Origin of the sequence: Nostoc sp. (assembly GCF_036917155.1) — a bacterium.
Taxonomy (GTDB): domain Bacteria; phylum Cyanobacteriota; class Cyanobacteriia; order Cyanobacteriales; family Nostocaceae; genus Nostoc.
Map to the genome: position 1 here is coordinate 1 of NZ_JBALDZ010000218.1, position 24,100 is coordinate 24,100.

At 43.5% G+C, this 24,100-nt stretch carries 16 protein-coding genes; 7 read left to right on the forward strand and 9 right to left on the reverse strand.

Annotation, left to right across the window (positions count from 1 at the left end):
- Nucleotides 1-278: 278 nt before the first annotated feature.
- Nucleotides 279-1,550 carry an ABC transporter permease gene (locus tag V7K67_RS28845; protein WP_334730841.1) on the reverse strand — a complete coding sequence of 424 codons (1,272 nt, stop codon included), beginning with the start codon at nt 1,548-1,550 and terminating at the stop codon, nt 279-281.
- A gap of 426 nt (nt 1,551-1,976) precedes the next feature.
- Here V7K67_RS28845 and V7K67_RS28850 point away from each other — a divergent pair, with 426 nt between their 5' ends.
- Complete coding sequence (locus V7K67_RS28850; RefSeq protein WP_335169463.1) at nt 1,977-3,122, forward strand: malic enzyme-like NAD(P)-binding protein; 1,146 nt, start codon at nt 1,977-1,979, stop codon at nt 3,120-3,122.
- 244 nt (nt 3,123-3,366) lie between these two features.
- Here V7K67_RS28850 and V7K67_RS28855 read toward each other — a convergent pair whose 3' ends face one another.
- The 3 genes from V7K67_RS28855 to V7K67_RS28865 form a co-directional block, all read right to left on the reverse strand.
- Nucleotides 3,367-4,929 (reverse strand): efflux RND transporter periplasmic adaptor subunit, encoded by a 1,563-nt coding sequence (locus tag V7K67_RS28855; protein ID WP_335169465.1) that lies wholly within the window; start codon nt 4,927-4,929, stop codon nt 3,367-3,369.
- 510 nt (nt 4,930-5,439) lie between these two features.
- Nucleotides 5,440-5,976 (reverse strand): hypothetical protein, encoded by a 537-nt coding sequence (locus V7K67_RS28860; protein WP_334730826.1) that lies wholly within the window; start codon nt 5,974-5,976, stop codon nt 5,440-5,442.
- 220 nt (nt 5,977-6,196) lie between these two features.
- On the reverse strand, nt 6,197-6,829 hold the full coding sequence (locus tag V7K67_RS28865) for a TetR/AcrR family transcriptional regulator (RefSeq protein ID WP_334730827.1): 633 nt from the start codon (nt 6,827-6,829) through the stop codon (nt 6,197-6,199).
- A gap of 145 nt (nt 6,830-6,974) precedes the next feature.
- Between V7K67_RS28865 and V7K67_RS28870 the strand changes: the two genes are divergently transcribed.
- Entirely contained in the window at nt 6,975-7,868 is an 894-nt protein-coding gene (locus V7K67_RS28870) for a tetratricopeptide repeat protein (protein WP_334730828.1), read from the forward strand.
- A gap of 429 nt (nt 7,869-8,297) precedes the next feature.
- On the opposite strand, the gene V7K67_RS28875 is transcribed toward V7K67_RS28870, so the two are convergent.
- A complete protein-coding gene (locus V7K67_RS28875; RefSeq protein WP_069073372.1) occupies nt 8,298-8,696 on the reverse strand; it encodes a response regulator in 399 nt (132 codons plus the stop codon).
- A 283-nt stretch (nt 8,697-8,979) separates the two neighbouring features.
- Between V7K67_RS28875 and gyrA the strand changes: the two genes are divergently transcribed.
- Nucleotides 8,980-11,466 carry a DNA gyrase subunit A gene (gene gyrA, locus V7K67_RS28880; protein WP_334730829.1) on the forward strand — a complete coding sequence of 829 codons (2,487 nt, stop codon included), beginning with the start codon at nt 8,980-8,982 and terminating at the stop codon, nt 11,464-11,466.
- A gap of 458 nt (nt 11,467-11,924) precedes the next feature.
- Nucleotides 11,925-12,110: a chlorophyll a/b-binding protein gene (locus V7K67_RS28885; protein WP_179067968.1), complete on the forward strand. Its 186-nt coding sequence runs from the start codon at nt 11,925-11,927 to the stop codon at nt 12,108-12,110.
- 126 nt (nt 12,111-12,236) lie between these two features.
- On the opposite strand, the gene rpoD is transcribed toward V7K67_RS28885, so the two are convergent.
- Together rpoD and V7K67_RS28895 are read right to left on the reverse strand one after the other, a co-directional pair.
- Entirely contained in the window at nt 12,237-13,406 is a 1,170-nt protein-coding gene (gene rpoD / locus V7K67_RS28890) for an RNA polymerase sigma factor RpoD (RefSeq protein WP_094353188.1), read from the reverse strand.
- A 1,200-nt stretch (nt 13,407-14,606) separates the two neighbouring features.
- Nucleotides 14,607-15,794, reverse strand: a complete 1,188-nt coding sequence (locus V7K67_RS28895) for an RNA-guided endonuclease InsQ/TnpB family protein (protein ID WP_334730830.1) — start codon at nt 15,792-15,794, stop codon at nt 14,607-14,609.
- A gap of 86 nt (nt 15,795-15,880) precedes the next feature.
- Here V7K67_RS28895 and V7K67_RS28900 point away from each other — a divergent pair, with 86 nt between their 5' ends.
- Together V7K67_RS28900 and V7K67_RS34610 are read left to right on the forward strand one after the other, a co-directional pair.
- On the forward strand, nt 15,881-16,159 hold the full coding sequence (locus V7K67_RS28900; protein ID WP_335169468.1) for a hypothetical protein: 279 nt from the start codon (nt 15,881-15,883) through the stop codon (nt 16,157-16,159).
- A gap of 56 nt (nt 16,160-16,215) precedes the next feature.
- Entirely contained in the window at nt 16,216-16,602 is a 387-nt protein-coding gene (locus V7K67_RS34610; protein WP_442943957.1) for a hypothetical protein, read from the forward strand.
- A 661-nt stretch (nt 16,603-17,263) separates the two neighbouring features.
- Here V7K67_RS34610 and gyrB read toward each other — a convergent pair.
- A complete protein-coding gene (gyrB, locus tag V7K67_RS28910) occupies nt 17,264-19,201 on the reverse strand; it encodes a DNA topoisomerase (ATP-hydrolyzing) subunit B (RefSeq protein ID WP_334710415.1) in 1,938 nt (645 codons plus the stop codon).
- 320 nt (nt 19,202-19,521) lie between these two features.
- On the opposite strand from gyrB, the gene miaA reads away from it, so the two are divergent.
- Entirely contained in the window at nt 19,522-20,481 is a 960-nt protein-coding gene (miaA, locus tag V7K67_RS28915; protein WP_335169471.1) for a tRNA (adenosine(37)-N6)-dimethylallyltransferase MiaA, read from the forward strand.
- A gap of 113 nt (nt 20,482-20,594) precedes the next feature.
- Here miaA and V7K67_RS28920 read toward each other — a convergent pair whose 3' ends face one another.
- A complete protein-coding gene (locus V7K67_RS28920) occupies nt 20,595-23,807 on the reverse strand; it encodes a glycoside hydrolase family 15 protein (RefSeq protein WP_334730833.1) in 3,213 nt (1,070 codons plus the stop codon).
- Nucleotides 23,808-24,100 lie beyond the last annotated feature (293 nt).

A 24,100-nucleotide genomic window follows, 5' to 3' on the forward strand; every position in this document is an offset into this window, starting at 1 on the left:
GAGTTAGGAGTTAGGAGTTAGGAGTTAGGAGTTAGAGTTAGGAGTTAGGAGTTAGGAGTTAGGAGTTAGGAGTTTGGAGTTAGGAGTTAGGAGTTAGGAGTTAGGAGTTAGGAGTTAGAGTTAGGAGTTAGGAGTTAGGAGTTAGGAGTTAGGAGTTTGGAGTTAGGAGTTAGGAGTTTGGAGTTTGGAGTTTGGAGTTAGGAGTTTGGAGTTTGGAGTTAGGAGTTAGGAGTTAGGAGTTAGGAGTTTGGAGTTTGGAGTTTGGAGTTTGGAGTTACTCAGTCACTTCTTAAAGCGTTAATTGGATCTAATTTAGATGCGTTCCGTGCTGGAATTACCCCAGCAATTAAGCCAACGGTTAACGAGAGTCCAAAGCCAGCAATGATCGACAAGAAAGAAATTATAAACGGAAATTTGAAAATGCTTGAAGCTATAAAGGCTAATAAAATACCAGCCGTCATACCAATACATCCGCCGACAATGGAAATCACGATCGCTTCGGCTAAAAATTGATTCAGTATTGCCGAATTAGTTGCTCCTACAGCTTTGCGAATCCCGATTTCTCGCGTCCGCTCAACTACGGAAACTAGCATAATATTAGCAATACCAATGCCACCAACCACCAAGGAAATTCCAGCGATCGCTACCACCATTACTGTAAACAAACCCACAACACTGGTGAAGGTACTAACGATATCAGCTTGATTAGTCAGCCGAAAATCATCAGCTTGTGGTGGATAAATATTATGACGCAGCCGTAAGAGATTGGTAACTTGAAACTGAGCGGCTTCTAACTGCTCCTGATTAGCGCCTTTGACTAAAATTCCATTTACAGAAACGCCTACCAGGGCATTGTTCCCAACTAGTCTCTTTGACATAGTAGTGAGAGGGATAAAAATCTGGTCATCTCGATCCATCGGCCCCTGAGAACCTTTAGGTTCCATTACCCCAATTACTTCATAAGCCTCTCCCTGAATGCGAATTTTCTCGCCGATGACATTGGCACCCTGGTCAAAGAGTGTTTTTTGGACTGTGGGACCAAGAATGGCCAGCTGTGCGGCAGTATCTAGTTCTTCCTGAGTAAAATATCTCCCTTGTTGGGGGTGAGTATTTCTGACTTCTGGGTAGTTCAAATCTGTGCCATAAATGGTTGTTGAGGTGTTCTGTCCGGCATAGACAACTTGGGCGCTGCGTTGGAGATAAGCAGAAACCATCTGTGCTGATGGCGCTTGTGTAGCGATCGCCTTAGCGTCTTCCCAAGTCAAGGTACTGCTAGAACCGACTCCTTGACGGACATTCCCACTTCTAGCCGCACCTGCCAAGATTTGGATCACATCTGTACCCAGTGCTTGTATCTGTTGCTCAACCCCCTTTTGCACCCCCTGACCAACAGAAGTAATGGCAATGACTGAGGAAATCCCAATAATTACACCCAACATAGTTAGACTTGTGCGTAATTTGTTACTCCACAGAGTCTCTGCCGCCATTGTCAAGATTTCCAGCAATGGTACTGTGCGGGTATTCTTAGCTTTGTAGAAGCCCTTGAACATCTTAAACATAAGTTTTATTTAAAGAAGAATGCAGAATGCAGAATTCAGAATCAACGCATTCAGGTGTTATTTAGTTATGTTGAGTATGTGAAATTGCTGTAAGAATAACATCAAGATGAGTTGACAAAAGTTTTTTCAATTCTTGTACAGCTTGTTCTTGAGTAGGTGCTTCAACCTGAGTGTTGGGAAATTCCAGAACAGAAGCTATTACATTTCCTTCATTATTACGTTTCAGTAGTATATGTAGTTTTAAACTCTCAGGCTTAAGTATTATTATTTAGAAAAATTGATAACCATATTTGATTTTTTTTGCCAAGGCTTGAACAATTCCACAATTACTACTCTAACTAATCTATAACTGTTGCAACAAATGCCCTCAAAACACTATGAGGGTTTTCTTTATCGAATTTAGCACTACCAATGCTAATGCTTGATCAATCGCGCGGTAACAGCCCAAAGAACGTCTACAAATATACCAACAAGGGTAATCTGGTGGGGGTCATCTCCAACGGCACTGCGATTCTGGGTCTGGGGAACCGTGGTGCTTTGGCTTCCAAACCGGTAATGGAAGGCAAGGCGGTGCTGTTTAAGAAGTTTGCCGATATCGACGTATTTGATATCGAGATTAATGCTCTCGATAGCGAAGACCTGATCAAGATAGTGGCAGCAATAGCCCCTACCTTTGGTGGCATCAACCTCGAAGATATCCGTTCGCCAGAGTGCTTCGTGGTAGAGCAGACATTGCAGGATATGCTTGACATCCCGGTATTTCACGACGACCAGCATGGTACGGCGGTCATTGTGGGGGCTTCGCTGCTCAATGCGCTGGAAATAACGGGGAAGAAGCTCGACCAGATCAAGATCGTATTTTCAGGAGCTGGGGCTGCGGCGATCGCCACAGCTAACCAACTTAGATCGCTAGGAGTGCCGTGCAGTAACATTTGGCTGACCGATATAGAGGGTTTGGTGTACGAGGGGCGGCGTGAGCTAATGTTTCCTGAAAAACTGGTGTATGCCAAAGGCGATCGCCCAGCCAGTCTGTGCGATGTCATTAAAGATGCGGACGTGTTTATCGGACTTTCGGCAGGGAACCTGGTGACACCAGAAATGCTCATGACAATGACCGACAAACCGATAATCTTTGCTATGGCCAATCCTGACCCGGAGATCAAGTACGAACTTGCAAAATCCACCCGACCGAATGCAATTGTGGCGACTGGACGATCAGACTATCCCAACCAAATTAACAACGTGTTATGTTTCCCGTTTATCTTCCGGGGTGCCTTGGATGTACAAGCACGGAAGATAAATCAGGAGATGAAGCTGGCTACCTCAAAAGCCTTGGCTGCCCTAGCCAAAGAGCCAGTACCAGCCGAAATACTGAAGCTTTATGGGTTGGAATCACTGGAATTTGGAATAGACTACATTATTCCCAAACCACTAGACAAACGGATTTGCCAGTGGGTAGCTCCAGAAGTCGCCAAGGCAGCGTTCAATACGGGATTGACGGAGATCCAGATTGACCCAGAAGAATACAAACGTCAGTTGGGGGCACGATTGCAAATAAAATAAGGGACTGACAAATAAAAAAATACTCAACTACTTCTTGTGGGGTGGGCATCCCTGTCCGCCCGATTGTGCAAATTATAATCACAACAGCTAGCCCTTTCAAGGTAGTGTAATTCGGAACGGAAATTGGTTATTTGAACCTTTAAAAAGCTCAAAATCTGAGCGGAGAACTTAGGATGATAGCACTGAAACAACGTATTTTCGTTGAACACCTTGAAAGGCTAGTCCTAACAGCTTAAAACTAACTTTAGGGGGAACCACCACCGGAACGACCGCCACCACCACCACCAGTTCTGCCTCCGCCTCCTAGACCAGGGAAAACTCCTCCTCTTGGTGTTGATTGTGGGCGCGATCCTGGTGGGAAACTGAGTAGTACTCTTTCGTCTCCTGTCAATCCAGATTTAACTTCGGTAAAGTTATTCGCGGTAACGCCAGTCTCAATGCGAGTGAATACAGGTTTGTTATTCTTTCCTGCCACAAACACACCTGTGGAATTTTCTTGGCGCACCACTGAGGCTGTTGGCACTACTAGAACATTTTCAACTTGACCGACTTGAAAATCTACTTCCGCATTCATCCCAGACCGCAGTAGTCTTTGAGGGTCTGAAAGCGATACTCTTACTTCAAAACTGGTAACGTTTTGCTCTACTATTGCTTGGGCAGCAATTTGGCTGACTTTACCTTCAAAGGTCTTTCCTGGGTAAGCATCTGCTTGAATCGAGACTTTTTGATCAAGGCTGATTTTAGAAATATTTGTTTCCGCTAAATTGGCGACAACTTCATTTGTGGAAGCTAGAGACAAGATTGAAGAAGAAGAAGAAGAGGCTACATCACTACTGGCGGTTGTGGGTGTCACGAAAGCACCTGGATCGGCATACTTCTTTGTCACTACACCATCAAAAGGTGCGCGAATCACCGTATCACTGATTTCGGCTTGGATGTTTTGCAAAGAGCCACGAGCAGATGTTACCTGGGCGCGGGCTGCGTCAATATCTTCTTGGCGCGTTCCGGCTTTCACAAGTGCCAAAGCTTGCTGTCTCTGTTTGACTACAGCTTGTGCTTGGTCAATGTCTTCTGGACGTGACCCAGCTTTTTGTAACCCCAGTGCTTGCTGTGCAGCATTTACATTGGCTTGGGCGCTATCACGATCGGCACGGCTTTGGTTGAGAGTCTGAAGGGAAATACCGCCTGCTTTGTAAACTTGTTGATTGCGGAGAAAATTATCTTCTGCTTTACTTAGAGCAGCTTGAGTATTTTGTAACTGTGCCTGTGCTTGGGCAATATCTTGAGAGCGATTACCTGCTTGTACTTTTTGCAGATTGGCCTGGGCTTCGTCTAATACTCCCTGTGCTTGAGCAATATCTTGAGGACGATTACCTGCGATCGCTTTTTGCAAATTTGCCTCAGCTTGTGCCAATTGTCCTTGAGCAGAGGTAAGTTGCCCCCGCAGGTTGGAATCATCCATGTAGGCGACAATCTGTCCTTGTTTGACGAGATCCCCTTCTTTCGCCAGCAGTGTTTTCAAGATCCCGGAATTTTTCGGGCTGAGGTTAATTGCTCGCTCAGGTTTCACCGTTCCGTTCGCTGAAACTGTGATTGTTAAACTCTGCCTTTCTACAGGCTTTGTTAGCACCCGGCGTCTAGCTTCTTGACCGGGAGCAACTGTTACTTGGTAATAAATGGTATAGCCAATTCCACCCAAAAGGCAAAGAGCAATTAACCAAGAGAGCCAATTACGTCTGCCCTTTTTTTTCTTTACCTCTGGAAGTGGAACTGGGGAATCTACGGTATTTGGTGTATCGACTTTCATGTCCATGCTTTCTATAAAGAACGGCTACCGAGCTAGTTATTTACGCCTAAAACTATAGCCTGGTAGCCATATACTGGCAATTCTTTGGAGTTTTTAGTATTTCCACAAAAAAGAATTCAGGAGCGGAGCGTCTGGGGTTTCCCTAAGTAGAGCAACTGGCGTTCAGAATTAAGCATGAATTGGAGTCTGACTGGCTCCCGAATCAAGGATGAAAGGGAGTAGGGAGTAGGGAAACAAATCAGGCTTAACATCGGGCGGGGTTTCAACCAATATGCGATACAAGGATTTTATCGCGCCACTTGCGGGCGTTAGCGTAGCGGGACGAAGTACGGCTTTAAACCTAAATCGAGGGCTAATTTCTTCCCCTACTCCCTACTCCCTACTCCCTACTCCCTACTCCCGCCCGAAGAGGTAGTGAAAAACTATACTAAATCTTGGATTTAGTGGTCAATTCTTGCAGTCGCAGGTCTGACTCCCCAAGGAATTACATTCAGCAATTCTGACTTCTTTTTAGAAAAGGTGTATATTGATTAGCGATGGTCTCTCAACAGGAATGACGTAGCCAGGAGCATAGAATTCCAGTCGGGGGCCAATAATCACCCCGTCGGGAAGTCTGGAGTAACCATTACGAAGTCTAACTACGTCTCTAGCAGGAATAATTCTCCCATTAGCCAATCTGAGATCACCATTACGAAGTCTGGCTGCTCTGCCACTGTATTGGTTGTCACGGTTCCAATTATCCCGATCTCTAAGGTTTCTGACTTCTCTAGAATTGGATCTGCCGTCGCGGTTCCGATCTCTAAAATTGGATCTGCCGTCGCGGTTCCGATCTCCAGAATCGGATCTGCCGTCGTAGTTCCGATCTCCAGGATCGGATCTACCATCACGGTTCCGATCTCCAGGATCGGATCTGCCGTCGCGATCTTGATCCCTTTGAGCAACAACCTGGACTTTCGTCTGGGCATTTGCAGGCGCAGTCAAGAGAGTGGGAACAATGATCAAGGCAGCAGCAGCTAAGACTATCGATACACGGTTTGGTTTCAACATATAATTGACTCCTTATTCACATTAAAGTTCTATTCTGATTAGGTTCCGATTCAGCAATTTAGACAGTTGTTTTTGTTTTGGCATCAAGATGTCTAATATTTACCTCTTCGTATAAATTCATACATATTAATTATTACTCAAAAACTCTAAACCGATGTATGACCAAAGTCATTAGTAATTCCAGACTGGTATATGACTAAAGTCATAAGTTTTCCTAATCCTAACTTGTTGCAATTCCTTGCCAGACAATATCCACAAGACTCAATACAAATACTGATACTTCCGTGGCAGGATCTCTAGAATTTAAGTAAGTTCCTATTGGTGATTCCGCAGTTGGCATACTGACTTGGGACGACATCTGCTCTAAGAAAACGTAGTTCATCAACGATCCTAGTAAGATATGAGCCACTGTCTGGGGATCACAAGAGCGAAGACGATCTTGGTTAATCTCACACTCTAGGAAAGCAGTCAATACTTTCACATCTCGCAGAGGCCTTGGTTCTTTACCTCCAAGTTCTGGGAGGGCATTGCCTCGCGATCGCAGCATCATCACACGAGGCAACACCTCGCGATAAAATTCCATAATCTGGAGGCAAATAGTGATGAGGTTTTCTTTGAGATTGCCTTTGCCACAAAGAGATTCCAACTCGTTTACCCAGAGGGGTTTTTCGGGAATTCCCATCGCCGCAAAAAATAATTCTTCTTTGGTTGAGAATCGTTTGAAAATTGAAGCTTCAGAAATACCTGCTTTTTGAGCAATTTCTAAGGTTGAAGCCCCAAATCCTTGTTGCAGGAAAATTTGACGAGCTGCTTCTAAGATTTGCTGATTGGTGATTCTGGGTATACGAGCCATAAATAAGTATTCACTTACTTATTAATATATTGCTTTTGTGATGGGGATGTCAAGAACTAATGACGTAAGATTTTGCTACCGTCAACAGCGGAGATCGTTTAAGCTAGCTGAAAGATTCTTTGATTAGTGGCTTAAAGGCGGTAGTGTGCCTAAACATGTACGTTTGATTTCTTTTCTAATGATCTGTAGTTTGTGGAGTATGCCAAAAGCCGCTAACGCGCAGGCATTAATACCCCATACACTGCAATTAGATGCGACAAAGTTAGAGAAGCAGGGGTTGAGCCTAGCACAAGAGGCGGCTCAACTAGCTCAGTTTCAACAGGTTGACTTAGCTTTGCCACGAGCGCGGCTGGCTAGTCAGCTGGCTCCTGGCAATGATAAGGTATGGTTGCTGTTAGGTGGATTGCAGTTGCAAACTAAAGAGTTTGACGGGGCGATCGCTAGTCTAAAAAAAGCGCAATCTATCAACCCCAAAAATGGTGATATTTTGTTTGCTTTGGGTTCAGCTAATTTTCAGCAGAAAAATTACCAAGCTGCTGTTGTCAATTACCAAGATGGCTTGAAGTTAAAACCCAACGATCCAGAGGGGTTATTTGATTTGGGTAATGCTTACTATTTGCTGGGTAAATTGCCAGATGCGATCGCCCAGTACGATAAGGCAGTCTCCCAAGATAAAAAATTCTGGCCAGCGCTCAACAATATTGGCTTAATCAACTACGAACAGGGCAATACCCCCGAAGCGATTAAGCGATGGCAATCGGCTGTAACCCTTGATAAACAAGCCGCAGAACCTTTATTAGCCTTGGCAGTAGCACTCTATACTAAAGGCGATCACCAACAAGGACTAAGCTTGGGAGAAGCTGCACTCCGTATCGATTCGCGCTATGCTAATTTGAATTTCCTCAAAGAAAATCTTTGGGGCGATCGCCTCCTGTCTGATACGAAAAAATTCCTAGAATTACCCCGTATTCAAGCAGCCCTACAGCAACGAGAAAACTCATCATCAGTGCCTACGCCTAGAAAACAGCCTACTCAATAGGAGTGCTGAGTTAAAAGTTAGGAGTTATGAGTTAGGAGTTAGGAGTTATGAGTTAGGAGTTAGGAGTTATGAGTTAGGAGTTAGGAGTTATGAGTTAGGAGTTAAAAGTTAAGAGTTAAAAGTTGGGAGTTAAATATTTCAACTCCTCACTCCTCACTCCTCACTCCTCACTCCTCACTCCTCACTCCTCACTCCTCACTCCTCACTCCTCACTCCTCACTCCTCACTCCTCACTCCTCACTCCTAACTCCTAACTCCTCACTCCTAACTCCTAACTCCTAACTCCTCACTCCTCACTCCTAACTCTCTTATCACCACTTGCATAACAGTACCTTTTCGTAGTACATATATACTAACAAAATACAGGAACTATTCGCCCAAAAACATTGGCGGGCGAGTATTCCTGAAATAAGTCGTTAATTCTCAGTGTTAGTCTGTGGGTAGAAGTGCGATGATTTGGTCAACAAACTGTTGATGGTCAACAACTGGCTTAGAAATGTAGCCATCAGCACCGCTTTGCTTGAGAAAGTTCTCGCGATCGCCTTCCATAGCATGTGCCGTCACCAAAATCACAGGTAAGTTTGCTGTTTTTGGATCGGATTTTAACATCTGTGTAATCTTGATTCCATCAACAGACTTACCTTGGTAAACACTTCTGGACAAAGAAACATCCATCAAAATCAGGTCGGCTTCTCCTGATTGGGCAATTTTTATGACTTCTTCGACATTTTCAGTGTGTTTCACACCCAAGCCGCCACGCTTGGACAAAATTTTGGAAAAAACACGAGCATTGATTAGATCGTCTTCGACAATTAAAACAGTTTTCATGAGAATTTTAGTTATAGAGGTGAGGAGATTCAAGAATTCCAGAATTCAAAATTAACAAATGCAATCATTGTAAGTATCATGGCTACTAAGTTTATGTAGATTATACTCGTGTGCATCCTTTTTAATAGTCAATTGCATCTTCGTCATCAAGGATGATACTACTGCTTTTTCTTCTGTGACTATCAAAATTTTGTTATGAATCTCATTTCATCCGTTATGCTGTGGTTGCCACAGTGTTGAGTTCCATCGGCTTTTGTGTAGTTAAATTTCAGGGAAAAAACTCATGGCAAAACAGTTAAACCTTCTCTCAACGGGACAGGTAATTCCAACAGCCCTGCACACCGAGATGCAACGGTCTTATCTAGAATATGCCATGAGCGTAATTGTCGGGCGAGCGCTACCAGACGTGCGTGATGGCTTAAAACCAGTGCATCGCCGCATTTTGTATGCAATGCATGAACTTGGTTTAGTACCAGATAGACCCTATCGAAAATGTGCCCGTGTAGTGGGTGATGTGTTGGGTAAATACCATCCCCACGGCGACCAATCAGTTTACGATGCTTTAGTCAGGCTGGTGCAGGACTTTTCTAGTCGCTATCCCTTGCTAGCAGGACACGGTAACTTTGGCAGCGTCGATAATGACCCGCCAGCGGCGATGCGCTACACAGAAACGCGTCTCGCACCCATCAGCCATGAGGGAATGCTGACAGAAATTGGGGAAGAAACTGTGGAATTTGTCGGGAACTTCGATAATTCCCAGCAAGAACCAACGGTGTTACCTGCTCAGTTGCCGTTTCTGTTGCTTAATGGCTGTTCTGGTATTGCCGTGGGCATGGCAACGAATGTACCACCCCATAATTTGGGGGAAGTTGTCGATGGGTTAATTGCTTTAATCGACAACCCAGATTTAGCAGATGAAAAATTATTTGAGCTAATTCCAGGGCCAGATTTTCCCACTGGTGGGGAAATCATTGGTGAGGCGGGAATTCGGGAAGCATACACCACAGGTAAAGGTGGAATTCTGCTGCGGGGAGTCGCAACTCTGGAAGAAATTCCAGCCAGCAGGGGAAGCAAACGACGGACGGCAATTATCATTACAGAATTGCCTTATCAAGTGAATAAGGCTGCCTGGATTGAGAAGGTAGCGGACTTAGTAAATCAAGGACGCTTGCAAGGAATTTCCGATCTTCGGGATGAGAGCGATCGCGAAGGGATGCGGGTGGTAATTGAACTCAAACGCGATACCAATCCCCAAGAAATTCTCCAGCATTTATATCACCAAACTGCTTTACAGATGACTTTTGGGGCAATTCTCCTCGCAATAGTGGATGGACAACCCCGCCAATTAAGTTTGCGTCAACTGTTGCAGGAGTTTTTGAGTTTCCGGGAAGAGACGCTGAACCGTCGCTACAATTACGAGTTGGGTAAGGCTCAAAGTCGCGTGCATTTGGTAGAAGGTTTGCTGAAAGCGCTGTCTAATTTGGATGAGGTAATTCAAATTTTACGCCAAGCTCCCGATGGCAGTACGGCAAAAATTACTCTTTGTAGCCAACTAGATTTGAGTGAGGTACAAGGAGATGCAATTCTAGCGATGCCGTTGCGTCGCCTCACTAGTTTAGAACAGCAAAATTTGCAGCAAGAATTTGAGCAGATCAGCGGACAAATTAGCTTGTTGGAGCAATTACTCAACGATCGCCGCGAATTACTCAAAGCGCTGAAAAAAGATTTGCGATCGCTCAAGCGCAAGTACAATGATCCCCGGCGGACGAAAATTGGAGAGGAACAAAAGTCTAGGGTAGAGGAGCAGAAGTCTAGAGCAGAGGAGGAAGAAGAACTTAAATCTTCTGAACCAGTAGAAGAAGCGATTTTAGAATTTACCCAACGGGGTTATGTTCGCCGCACTCAACCACCTGGGAGAAAGTCAAAAGCTGAAAATGGTCTGCACGATAATGACTTCATTATCCAAACTGTGTTGACCGACACCGGGAAAGACTTGCTAATACTAACCGCTGGCGGCAAAGTCTATCCGGTGAATGTGGGGGAAATTCCCCCAACTACTGGGCGTTCTCCACGAGGAAAACCTTTGATTACGATGCTGAGTAGTACTGCTCAAGGCGCTCAAGAAGCTGTGGTCAGCCGCTTTTCGCTGCCGGAAAATCTCGAAACTAGGCAGATGATTCTCCTAACAAAACAGGGAAGAATTAAGCGCCTGTCTTTGGGAGAATTTACTAACCTGACTCGGCGCGGAATCACGATTTTGAAGCTCAAAGACGATGATGAATTGTCATTTACCCAGTTCACCGCTCCAGGGGAGCATCTGATTTTAGCTAGTTCTGGTGGGCGAATGTTGCGCTTTGCAGTCAATGATGAACAATTGCCAGTCATGGGACGCACAGCGATGGGTTTACAAGCATTTCGGTTATTGAAAAATCAGCAAATGGTTGGCTGTGTCACTGTCGGTAAAGATGACCAACTGCTGCTAGTTACTCAAGAAGGATATGCCAAGCGGATGGCTGCGAGTCAGTTAAGAGCGGCTAATCGCGGCGATTTAGGCACGCAAGCGCTGAAATTTGCTAGCAAAACTGACAACTTAGCTGGTATGGTCATGGCGATGGCATCTGGCGAGGTAGCTTTAGTGACGAATAAGGAACGGGTAGTGCGAATACCTGTGGAAACAGTGCCGATTTTAGGTAGAGATGTCAAAGGTGAAAGCATCCTCCAACTCAGCCGTGATGAAAAAATTATTACTGTTGCCGAAGTGCGATCGTAAATTATGTAGGGCTGATCTCGTTCCCAGTCTCCGACAGACTGATTATTGTAGAGACGGCGATTCATCGCGTCTCTTGCCATAACCGAATAGTATTAGCCCCGATTTCTTGAAGAAGTCGGGGTTATGGGCAGTATTTTGATTCCAATATCTCCATTAATTATCAATAATTTTTAATTTCAAATAACAAACTCTATTGAAAATCAAGCAATACAAAATATTAATTGATAATTAATCTTAATAAGACTAAAATTATCTATGACAGTAGAAATCTAGATAACATCTCTTCTATCTCAGTAAATCTCACTGAAGGCAGATGCTTAAATCTGTATAAATAGCTATTTCTATTTATGTCAAGCTATGAAGACAAAAGTATAAAAAATGTTGTCTTTCTCAAAATATTTGTTATATTAGTTTACATAAGGCAATAAACCTTAAAAATTAAGTTTGGAGTCTAAACCATGACAAATGCAAGCACAACAAAAGTCACCACTCCTATAATTGAAGACCGCAACGCTTGGCGTTGGGGCTTTACCCCACAAGCAGAAATTTGGAATGGTCGCTTGGCAATGATTGGCTTTTCAGCAGCCATTTTAGTCGAGGTTTTTTCTGGTCAAGGCTTCCTACATTTTTGGGGCATCCTGTAAGTTTTAATATCTAAGATGACCTATAAATAAAAAAACCTGGAGTGCTAATTCACTACCAGGTTTTTTATTTGTTTATCATTTGTCCTTAGTCATTAGTCATTTGTTTATTCACTAATGACTAATTAACTACCGAATATATTCCTTGAGAACGCTGTTACGATTTGGATGGCGTAACTTGCGGAGTGCTTTCGCCTCAATTTGACGAATCCGTTCGCGGGTGACGTTGAAAATCTGGCCGATTTCCTCAAGGGTTTTCATCCGACCATCATCCAAGCCGTAACGTAATCTGAGAACATCACGTTCACGTGGGCTGAGACTGTCGAGGACTTTTTCAAGGTCTTCGCGCAGAAGATTTTTGGAAACTTGGTCTTCTGGTGTCTCACCATCGGATTCAATAAAGTCGCCCAATCGAGAATCTTCTTCTTTACCAATTGGCGTTTCTAGTGAAATTGGTAACTGAGCCGATTTTGCAATGAACCGCAACTTCTCAATGGTCATTTCCATGCGAGTGGCGATTTCTTCTTCAGTGGGTTTGCGACCCATCTCTTGAGATAGTAACTTGGTAGTTTTCTTAATCCGAGAAATGGTTTCGTAAAGGTGAACTGGAAGACGAATGGTGCGGGATTGATCTGCGATCGCACGGGTAATTGCTTGACGAATCCACCATGTAGCATAAGTGGAGAACTTATAACCTTTTTCGTGGTCAAACTTTTCAGCGGCACGAATCAAACCGAGACTGCCTTCCTGAATTAAGTCCTGGAACGACAAACCACGATTCATGTACTTCTTAGCAATTGAAACTACAAGACGGAGGTTAGATTGCACCATCTTGTCTTTCGCTCTGCGACCAACATGGAGGCGATAACGAAAGGCTGGTAGTGGCAGTTGTACTGCTTCTGCCCATTCACTATCTCGAGGATCGCGATCTAACTGTTCACATAGTCTTTCGCGTACCCTCTCTAATTCGAGCAAATCGGCGATTTTACGCGCCAATTCGATTTCTTCGTCTGCCCGCAACAGCCGAATTCTACCAATTTCTTGCAAGTAAAGCCGAATTGAATCTTCTGTGTAATGCTTTTTCTTGCTTTGTGTCCGACGACGCGATTTAGCGGCTTTTCCAGACTTTGCGTCGTCCTCATCAGACTGAGGCTCTAAAAATTCCTCGTCACCTTCATCGATGATCAGCAAGTCCTCTTCATCGTCTATTAAGAGTTCTTCTAACTCGAGCTCAGGCTGATTCATTATTTCTAGGTCAGGCTGATATATGCTTTCGAGTACGTTGTTAGCCTGGTTCATGCCGCGTTCCTCATGCTCCTTGCAGAATCAATTACTCAAGATGTGTTTACTGCTCTTTTAAACGAGCCAATTGCCAACCGAAAATAAGCTTATTGGCAGATTTGCCAGAGATATTTTCGGACGTTTTACTCCTCCGGTAGGAGGGTTTTTACTTTAGTTTCAGCAATTACTAAAGGTGACTTGCTCACTTTCGTAAATGTTATATGTGTTGCTATCACATATTGCTTTCAACTAGCTGGTCAAATAAATACTTGCCTTTTTCAAAAAACTTGCCACTCTATACAAATGAGTTCAGACTGTTGGCAGATTTTCCTATAAAGACTCTTCCGATTGTAGCCTGTTTCACAGAAATTGCACTCTTTTTGTGTATTAATCATGAATTCATTAAGCAACTGTTAGCCACTTTCACCAAAAAGACATTAAAAACGGGATTAATACCCTGAAATTTTTTTTCACTTTTCGGAATTGCAGTGACGTTCTTATTACATTACGAAGTAAGTACGTTTGCTTTTGCCGAATTCAATGTATTTTACACAACATTAATTACTGAGGAAGAGTGCATTTTATGTTAACTCAGACTATTGATCTTAACCTACCCATTTTTACATTTCCTTCATAAATTACGCATCCCTTAGACTCAAGTGGGTCTTGACCTTGGGTAAATACAACAACGGTGGTGGTGCTTGCCTTAAAGCAGTTAACCTTCTGCGTACTAACTACCTTAACTGAGGAGTTAAGGCGGTGACAGAATCGACCCGATTGGAGATCAATTTAGGTTTCACTAATTCGGCCTTATTCACACGTTAGCGCACTGTGGCGATTTCAGCCCTATGAAAGTTGACAAACTCTTCTTATTGTATACAAGGATATTTTAATCAATTCAAAAACATTTTGTCCTGCGAATTCGCCAATATAGTCCTATCTTAGGCAAAAGTACATTAGATACATACGATACAATCGCGATCGCCATGACTCTACATGAAGATATTAACAAGTTTTCAGCCTTCTGGTGTGTACTTCCCACAGCCATCACTCCGAACACACAGAACCCAGAAGATTACTTGATGATTTTAGTTACAAAGCTTTTTTGCGTAACTTAATTGTAAATTTAAATACTTTTATTTCGGTGAGTTTCTGTCATCTTATGATGAGAAATCGTGACATACTCCCCGCGCCGCCCTCCGGGACGGCGGGGGCTTCTCAGTGACTCCCGGCAACCCGTCGGACATTTCCTGAGCTTTGAAGGACGGGATGACCCTCCGCCCTGTATTTTATATTTCGCGCGGCATTATGATCACGGCAATAACTAGCACCACATAAGCAGTTGTGCCACCTATCGGCCAATGTTTTTGGAACAGTCGCGCCACAATCGGAACACTCTTGGCTTGTGCCATTGGGATTTACCGCTACTACCAAACACCCAGCACTTGCAGCCTTGGTATTTAGAATTTGCAGAAATTGACCCCAGCCGGCATCATTTACGGACTTGGCAAGCATGGACTTTGCTAGTCCTTTGATATTTAGGTTTTCATGTGCAATAACTTGGGATTGATTTATTAACCATAAGGCAGTTTTATAGTGAAAATCTTTGCGCTGATTAGCGACTTTTAAATGAGCTTTGGCAACACGTTTAATTGCTTTCTTGCGACGATTTGACCCCTTGTGTTTTCGAGACAGTTGACGTTGCAGCCGCTTTAGTTTTTTCTCGCTTTTACGGTAATGTTGGGGAATTTCTATTTCTTGGTTGTCACTCGTTACCAAGAATGATTTTAATCCCATATCAACGCCCACAGTATTGTCTGGTGTGGGAATGACATCGGAATTGATGCTAGGCACAGCTACATCTTCCAAGCTAAGACTGATGTAATAGCCGTCAGCTTTACGGGTAATCGTGGCAGTTTTGATTTTAAAGCCGTCCGGGATTGGACGATGCAAAATCATCTTGACTTTGCCGATTTTGGGTAACTGGATGAATTTACCCGTTAGGTGTTCTGGTTTGATAGGGTCAGGAAACGCCAATGAATGATAGCGCCCTTTGCCCTTGAACCTGGGACGACCAGAGCGCTTACCATTGCTATCACCTTTTAACCAACGGTCAAACGTTTTTTCAACCCGTGCAATTACGTCCTGTAGCGTATGGGAGGGTAGTTCTTTGTATTCCGGGAAGAAAGCTTTGCTATTAGTTAAATCGCGCTTCTGACTATAGTAATCAGGTTTGTCCTTAAGTGGTGCGATACCGCAAGAAACAATAGAGCATCGATTGATATCACAGCGATTATTTTCCCACCAGTTAAACCGTTCTGCCAACCTGTAGTTATATTGACGGCGACACAATTCTAACCAGTTTTCAAAGGTGGCTATCTGTTGTGATGTAGGGCGTAAAGTCAACTTTCTAATCTAGGTATAGAGAAAGCACCCTGTCTCGCAAACGTAAAGCGCCCTCTCTATCCACATAATTTATGGAGAACTCCATTATGACATTAGCAACGATTGAAGTTCAAGCTGTAGCACAATCCCAGCTAAACCTTTACATCCAGCAGCAATCACAAGAATCCGCCTACTACGAAATAGACTCTGTAGATGATGTGTTCGGCAAGCTCTACCGAGTTTGGGGTAGCGAAAAAGGAATCAACTTACTCGGCACTTTCTACCAAAGCTTAGACGGCTTTTGGATATCCCAACCATGCTGCACCACACAACGCAGTAGTTGGGCAGCTGACGGACAAGCGATAAACGCAATTCTAGCAGCATAAATTTTCTCCTATTCACCTTAGAGCCGCAGTGCGGCTCTAAACAATTTTTTTTAGCTATGAAACTGAAAGCTTTTTTGGCAGATATGCTGGCTGCTTTGTGTAGGCATTTTCGTCCACAACAAAACAAATCACGTCGGTACAGCCGCCTAAGTCACCATCAAAAAGACCGTAAACGTCCACACTTGATAGCCAAGTACGGGATGAAGTGTTTTTGGTGTGGGCATAACCTGAAGCCAGAAACACGTGCTTACTTTGTCGCCTCTTGTGGTGGAGTGACTGTCGAAGTGCTAAAACAATACGTGCAAAACCAAGATTCTCCGAGTAGTGCCGATAAGAGAGTGGCGGTTCCGACGCTCGTTCGCCTTTGGCGTCTCCCCTTGGGAGAAGACTCGCTAACGCTTCGCTATCACCCACCCCACTCACTCCGTCAACCTAGCGGTTGACATCAGTTCGGGGGTGGGATTCGTCAGCGCCCCGACATTCTTCCCATCGCCGCCCTTCGGGACGGCGTGGGGCTGCTGTCGGAAATAGCTCAAAATACTTATTAATTGCTGTTTGATAGACGATATTCAGTTATTTTCTGAGGTATAACAAATGTGTTTCTAGTTGGTAGGCGAAATTAATCAGCGCGTCAGAGTAAAGAGTATTATCTAGACTCTGGCTTCTAACGAAGTTGGTAATTTTGCTAGCGCTCAAACATTAATTTTTGGGAAAATATTGACAATATGCAAATTTTATGTATTTGACTAGCGGAGAAATTTAGAATTTTTGTAGTTATGTAGTGCTGAACTACCACTTGTGTGACAAGTCAACCTAAATAGGACTTACGCAAAAATCGCCAAAAAGCTTAATTTATCGAACCGTCTTCTCTACGAGACGCTGCGCGTTGGCGTCAGCCTCTCGAAGAGAAGACGCCAAGAGCGCCGAGAATTCATAGAGTGTGCGTAAGTCCTACTAAATTTTTTTAATTGTTAGCGTCTAGTTCAAAGTTAGGGTGGCTTTCAAACCTACGCCTAACGGGGCATCACTTCAATGCGACAGATCCCCGACAACTTTTACGAAGTCGGGGATCTTGTTTTTACGAATGATTTAGGAATGCTGGTATTAGATATCTAGATCGGTGAAGTTGAGCTTAGAACCATAGGTTTCGATGAATTCTCGTCTGGGTGCAACCCGATCGCCCATTAAAATTGTGAAGATGCGATCGGCTTCAGCAGCATCCTCAATTTCAACTTGCTTCATTTTGCGAGTTTCTGGGTTCATAGTGGTGTCCCAGAGTTGTTGTGGCATCATTTCACCCAAACCTTTGAAGCGTTGGATGGTGTAGTTGGCGTTAGCAGGAAATTTGGCGATCGCTTGATTTTTTTCGCGATCGCTATAGCAATACTCATGATTACGTCCCCGTTCTACTTTAAACAGTGGGGGACAAGCGATATAAATAAAGCCCTGTTCGATGAGTGCCCGTTGATATCGATAGAAGAATGTTAACAACAAAGTCCGGATGTGCGCTCCATCTACGTCAGCGTCCGTCATGATGACTATCCGGTGATAACGCAGTTGAGTGGAATCAAATTCATCACCTTTAACACCTAAACCAAGTGCTGTAATTAACGATTGAACTTCGTTATTTTTATAGATTTTAGCGTCGTCGGTTTTTTCAATGTTGAGGATTTTACCACGTAGAGGCAAGATTGCTTGAGTGCGGCGATCGCGTCCTTGTTTTGCACTGCCACCTGCTGAGTCCCCTTCCACGATGAATATCTCAGACTCGCTAGGGTCACGAGAACTACAATCAGCCAGTTTACCAGGTAATGGCGAAGATTCTAGTACCGATTTACGCCGAACTAATTCCCGCGCATGACGGGCTGCTTCTGCGGCTTTGAAGGCTTGGATAGCTTTATCTAAAATTGAGTCTGCTATGGCAGGATGAAATTCTAGATACTCAGTGAGGACTTCTCCCACTAAAGAATCAACAATTCCCCGCACTTCGGTATTACCGAGTTTGGTTTTGGTTTGTCCTTCAAATTCTGGGTCTGGGACTTTAACAGAAATTACGGCTGTCAAACCTTCGCGGACGTGTTCGCCACTGAGGTTAGTTTCATTCTCTTTAATTTTATTGCGCTTGCGGGCGATCGCATTTAATGTCCGAGTTAGAACCGCCTTTAACCCTTCTAAGTGCGTACCACCATCCACTGTGCGAATATTGTTAGCAAAACCTAGTACATTATCCGTATAAGCATCAGTACACCATTGCAATGAAACTTCCACTTGTACATTATTTCGTTCCCCCTGCACATAGATAATTTCTTCATGCAGTGGTTGCTTCTCGCGGTTCATGTAGGCGATATATTCTTTAATACCACCCTTGTACTCGTAGGATTCTACCTTAGATGTATCGCTTTTTAGTAATTCCAGACGGTGGTCAGTAAAGGTAATTTTGACACCAGCATTCAGATACGCCAATTCCCGTAGGCGACCTGATAAAGTGATGTAATCAAACTCAATACTGGTAGTAAATATTTGGGTATCTGGTTTAAAAGTAACAGAAGTTCCGGTTCTAGCTTCTTTGTAAGGCTTGACTTGTAGTTCGGTAACTGGTACACCCCGTTCATAGCGCTGGATATGAACTTTTTTATCTCGCCAAACTGTAACTTCTACAACTTCAGAGAGGGCATTAACAACAGAAATACCAACCCCGTGCAATCCTCCCGAAACTTTGTAGCCACCACCGCCAAACTTACCACCAGCGTGCAGTACCGTCATCACGGTTTCCAAAGCCGATTTCCCGGTTCGCGAGTGAGTATCGATGGGAATACCGCGACCATCATCTGTTACAGTAACGGAACCATCAGCGTTAATATCTACCTCTATATGAGTGCAATAACCCGCCAAAGCCTCATCAACTGAATTGTCCACCACCTCGTAAACTAAATGGTGGAGTCCTCGCGGCCCGGTAGTACCAATGTACATTCCTGGTCTTTTGCGGACGGCTTCCAGACCTTCCAGAACTTGAATCTGATCGGCACTGTAACTGCTCGTCATGTAAACTCTCCTGATGTGTGGGGTTGAACTCGCCAAAAGGCAAATAAAAGTAAAAACACTCCAAAATTGTAACACAAAAGCCTTGTTGGCGTCTGTAGGGCATTTTCAAGAGAAGTTTATACAGGGGTTGCAGTCCCATTAGAGAGAGGCAGAGGAGTCGGAAGCAGGGGAGGCAGGGGGAGAGAAACAAGTTAAAAGTTAAAAGTTAAAAGTTAAAAGAAATATTGAATTTATCTTTCTTTTTACTTTTTACTTGGTTCTTTTTACTTGTATGCCCAATGCCCCATGCCCCATAACCAATGACCAATGACTAATGACTAATGACTAAATTAATTGTGATTTGTGGGGCAACTGTGACGGGTAAATCGGGTTTGGCTTTGGCTTTGGCAATGCGCTTGGGTTCTGTAATTATCAGTGCTGATTCTCGTCAAGTTTACCGTGAGTTTGATATCGGGACGGCGAAACCAACTGTGGCGGAACAAAAATTAGTGCCGCACTATTTAATAGATATCTGCGCTCCCACAGACACAATGACGGTAGCAGACTATCAACAACAAGCACAAGCCTTAATTAATTCTCCCCTATCTCCCTCATCTCCCTCATCTCCCTCATCTCCCTCATCTCCCTCATCTCCCTCATCTCCCCCACTTCTACTAGTTGGTGGCACTGGTTTATACATCCGTTCTATTGTTCGAGGGATGAAAATTCCGAGAGTCGCACCACAAATAGAATTGCGATCGCAGCTTGAATCTCTAGGTCAACCACAACTCTACGCCATATTACAACAAGTTGATCCAGTTGCAGCACAAAAGATTCATGGCAATGATTCAGTGCGGACTTTACGAGCATTAGAGGTATTTTATGTAACTGGATATCCAATTTCAGAACAGCAAGGGGAGAATCCACCGAATTATCCGATTTTGCAAATTGGTTTAGATTGCGATGTTGAAAAGTTAGGCGTTCGTATTCAACAGCGTACTGAGCAAATGATAGCAAATGGTTTGGTTGAAGAGGTGGAGAATCTTTGTCAAAAATATGGCGCTGATTTATCTTTGTTGAATACTTTGGGCTATCAAGAAATTAAGCAACATTTGGCTGGGGATATTTCCTTGGATGAAGCGAAAGAATTAACAATTTTGCATACGCGACAATTTGCCAAGCGACAACGCACTTGGTTTCGAGCATATCCACAAATTGAATGGTTTGATGCCGATGATCCTGATTTATTAGAGAAGGTTTGGCATCGGATAAATGAGTTTATAAGTTGCACAAGTTCGTGAGATTTTTTTGCTCATGCAAAGACGCAAAGTTTTTTGCCAAATTTTACCCAGGTTGCCGACATATAGGAATAAACTAGGTTCGCATAGTGTAAGGCAACCTACACCTATGCTAGTTAAGCTATACTAGCTTCACCAAATTTGGTTAAAAAACGGAAGGCTTTCAAAATATAACCAGTGCAATCTCTAGGAGAGGTGTTGTAAAACGATCGCCACGCACTCGCCTTATCTTCATCATAGCGATCGCTGCGTTGACTATGATTCTCTAACCACGCCAATCGTACTGCATGGCCAATTAACACATCTAATACAATATATTCTTCGATTTGCAGGTTGGGATTATTGGCTACGATCGCAGCTAATTCGATTAATGCTTCAATATTAACTTGGCGGTATTCTGGAGCTTCGATTTTATTCAGCAAATGCTCGACTAACAGGGCAAAATTTCTTTCACCTGCCGTCATTTCTGACAACATTATCTCACTATCTAAACGATTGCGGCGCTCTAGTTTATCACCAATTACTAGACCCTTGCAATGCTGCATTAATAGCCAAACTTCTTTGAAAAATTCTTTTGGTACGCGCCCCGTCGCACCCTCGGCTTGGCGAAACCGCCGCCAACCGCCCGGCGGGACTTCTATTCCTTCTGCTATTGCTGGTAACACCACCCAAGCAATATCACTTTCTTTTTGTTTGACATGCAGTGATTCTTGCTGGCGTAACAGGTTACTCATGCCAGTATATCCAGTTAATACCTGACGCAAGCGCATTTTTACATCAAAGGGTGAAAGTTGCATTAAATAGTCATAAGCTTCATCTTGAGTGACGTATAATTCCCGCGCTAGTTCGCTGGTAATCAATAAGATGAGATAGCCGACTCTCAGGGTTAGTAGTCCCTGAAATAGTTCGGGTTCTGAGCGAATTAAGATACCAAGATAGATTAAAATCTCTTGAGTGAGGACGCGATCGCGGATATCTTCACGACAGAAATGATTAATTTTATCGGCAATTTCATCGTGAGGCATGGGTACGGTAATTAAGGACGCTTCACTGTAAGCTTTACCCACAGCAATTTGCTTACCTCGTACCAAAATACTCGTTACTGCATCTGATAAGCTGATATCAACCATCAGCCGTAACCCCGCAGCCCGACGCACTACCGCCCAAATACCTAAATCTCCAGCTTTGGTATAAACTTCATCGAGTAAATCGCCTACGGTGACAGGATATCCTGGGCCACCATACCCCGTATCAAATTCCGTTCCCTGCAAGCGAGTTAGAGTTTGCAATAACTCAATTTGCTCGTAAATATTCTCTGATGAGCGCAAACGAGAAAGTAATAACCCAAAGTTGGTTTCACACTCCATTTGAAATTCTTGGCTATGTCCTAAGCGCCAGTTTTTCTCAGGATGATAAGCTAGATAATAGCAACGTGGGCTAGCATTTTTTACTGGTGATCGCAAAAATTCTGCATTGGGGAGAAAATCAATTCTTTGGATTCCAGCTGTTAGCATTAGCTGATTTAGTCGCCCTAATTTCACCCGCACGCCGTTACAAACACCATCTTTCAGTTCTTGCATCAGTTCTAGTAATGCTTCCGAACCGACTTCTAACATAGTGTGCGTCAACATTAAAGTCAAGGTAGGACGCCCTAAATCGCCCCAATATTTTTGAATATAAGCAAGTTCGCTTCTAATTTGGTCTAGCAGAAAATGGTAATCAAGGGTTAAATAAAACTGTTGAGAATCTGAAAATGAAGGTAAAAAGACAATTGTTTCACCACTAATCCGAAAAATTCTAGATGTTGTTAAACTCCGCAGCCGCCGGACTGGACGCCCAGTTAAACCAAGTTTATCGTTACGTCCAATTTGGGTATAAATAGCTGAAAATTCTCCAGCCTTTCTCACTTGAATCGGTTCTACTTGGGTAGGCGTTTGTGCTTCAATTCCGTGAACTTCTAATTTCTTCTGTAAATCTTCATCTTCTGCTAATAAAGCAATTTGTACCAATGACTCTCGCTGTTTACCCACACACAAATGTCTTCCCAAAGGGTCAATATCACCAACTGCCAGTAACCCTTCGCTCAACATTTCACTGAGAAAATACAAACTCTGTGCCCACACCAAGGGAATATTTTCATTAGGTAAACGTGGTTGCGTTTGGGGTGCTAACTTTTCTGCTTCTATATTTTCGGCGGGAACATAATAAAGTTCTGGCAATAAACGCAAACCATCTTGCTCCATAAATAATGATTCTAAAAGACTTTGGTATTTTTTAACTTGTTCTTGTTTGCCGCGAAATAATCCATCTAGAACTAAATAAGTGAAAAATAACGGCCATTCGCATTCGATATGCTCAAATTGCTTAAGTTCTAACGGTTCGTAGTGCAAGCGCTGATGATCTTCTAAAACGGTTTGGTGTCCATCACGCAGAAAGCGTTTGCAGCCGTATTTACCTGCGAGTTTATTGATAATATCGTTTAAAGTGCGATCGCGTAACTCCAAATCTTCTACTGCAAAGGCAGGATAACTAATAATACTTAACAGCGCCGCATCAATTTCTTTGGAACCAGATTCCCTCGGTAATAAGGATTCTAAGGTAATCCGGGCGCGGGCGATTTCATCTGGTAGCACATGAATTACCGATGCTTGACTACCACGCACACCAAACAAATCCAGTCCGTTGATAGCTTCTAAAGCAGCTTTTGCCATGCCTACGGAACTGGCATTTAACTCTGCACTACCACGATTAATTTTATTACCACGTTCCCAAATGCCGTAATCTGGAGTGCGATAAGCTCGTCCAATGTAGTAAACCAAATTTTGGACGAAATTCACTTCATCAATGGTATAAATTATTTGCAATCCCGCAGCCGTCATTTGCCCCAACATCAGTAAAAATATAGATGTGGCATCAAGTTGCAAATGTCCCCATTCATCATCACCAACAACAATGTCACCAGTTGCGGTATTATATTTGGCGTGCAGTCCATCTAGTAGCGACTGAGTATGTTTAAATGTCTCTACTTTATGAGCCTGTCGCATCATCGCAAATAGCAACCCGCGCATCAGTTTGATGACACTGTGTTCTAGTTCATAAGTGCGTCCTTCATCGTCGTCAATTTTGCGGTATGCAAGTCCTAAACCCCAAACTGCCAAAATGCTGTAAACGTTGTCTCGCACCCAGGCATCAGTATAATCGCCGTGGGCTGTAATCGCTGTACTAGCAGGTAATAAACCAGTAATCGGATTTTGCCGAGTCAGGATGATCGTTTTGATTTGCTGGTAGTAATAGTCCAGGCGAGCTAGCAATTTGGTAGATGTTTTCATGGTTTGGTTCAGAACAACTTGCAAAATTTGACCCTGTGACTGTCAAGTGAATTACCTAAACCAAGCCAGAATAAATTCTGTAATGGTTGATGGGACAACAGATGAGGGTGGTGTGAGTTTATTATTATCTCGTGTTAGTAGATTTCTGGGTACTTAATTTTAGCGATTTTATTTCGGCGTAGCACTGGCGAAATAGTGAAAAATTGGGGAGATTTTTGGGTGTGGTCAGAATTACGTGCTATGGAGTGCAATCTGGGAGATATGAGCTAGTATGCTAGCATAACAGCAGATTA

Bases quoted from the DNA above. Each gene is read 5' to 3' on its own strand.
- V7K67_RS28865 (WP_334730827.1), bottom strand. From the start codon at position 6,829: ATGGCTCGTATACCCAGAATCACCAATCAGCAAATCTTAGAAGCAGCT.
- gyrB (WP_334710415.1), bottom strand. From the start codon at position 19,201: ATGACGAGCAGTTACAGTGCCGATCAGATTCAAGTTCTGGAAGGTCTG.
- gyrA (WP_334730829.1), top strand. From the start codon at position 8,980: ATGGCAAAACAGTTAAACCTTCTCTCAACGGGACAGGTAATTCCAACA.
- V7K67_RS28920 (WP_334730833.1), bottom strand. From the start codon at position 23,807: ATGAAAACATCTACCAAATTGCTAGCTCGCCTGGACTATTACTACCAG.
- V7K67_RS28850 (WP_335169463.1), top strand. From the start codon at position 1,977: ATGCTTGATCAATCGCGCGGTAACAGCCCAAAGAACGTCTACAAATAT.
- V7K67_RS28875 (WP_069073372.1), bottom strand. From the start codon at position 8,696: ATGAAAACTGTTTTAATTGTCGAAGACGATCTAATCAATGCTCGTGTT.
- V7K67_RS28885 (WP_179067968.1), top strand. From the start codon at position 11,925: ATGACAAATGCAAGCACAACAAAAGTCACCACTCCTATAATTGAAGAC.
- V7K67_RS34610 (WP_442943957.1), top strand. From the start codon at position 16,216: ATGAAACTGAAAGCTTTTTTGGCAGATATGCTGGCTGCTTTGTGTAGG.
- V7K67_RS28845 (WP_334730841.1), bottom strand. From the start codon at position 1,550: ATGTTCAAGGGCTTCTACAAAGCTAAGAATACCCGCACAGTACCATTG.
- V7K67_RS28900 (WP_335169468.1), top strand. From the start codon at position 15,881: ATGACATTAGCAACGATTGAAGTTCAAGCTGTAGCACAATCCCAGCTA.
- miaA (WP_335169471.1), top strand. From the start codon at position 19,522: ATGACTAAATTAATTGTGATTTGTGGGGCAACTGTGACGGGTAAATCG.
- V7K67_RS28860 (WP_334730826.1), bottom strand. From the start codon at position 5,976: ATGTTGAAACCAAACCGTGTATCGATAGTCTTAGCTGCTGCTGCCTTG.
- V7K67_RS28855 (WP_335169465.1), bottom strand. From the start codon at position 4,929: ATGAAAGTCGATACACCAAATACCGTAGATTCCCCAGTTCCACTTCCA.
- rpoD (WP_094353188.1), bottom strand. From the start codon at position 13,406: ATGAACCAGGCTAACAACGTACTCGAAAGCATATATCAGCCTGACCTA.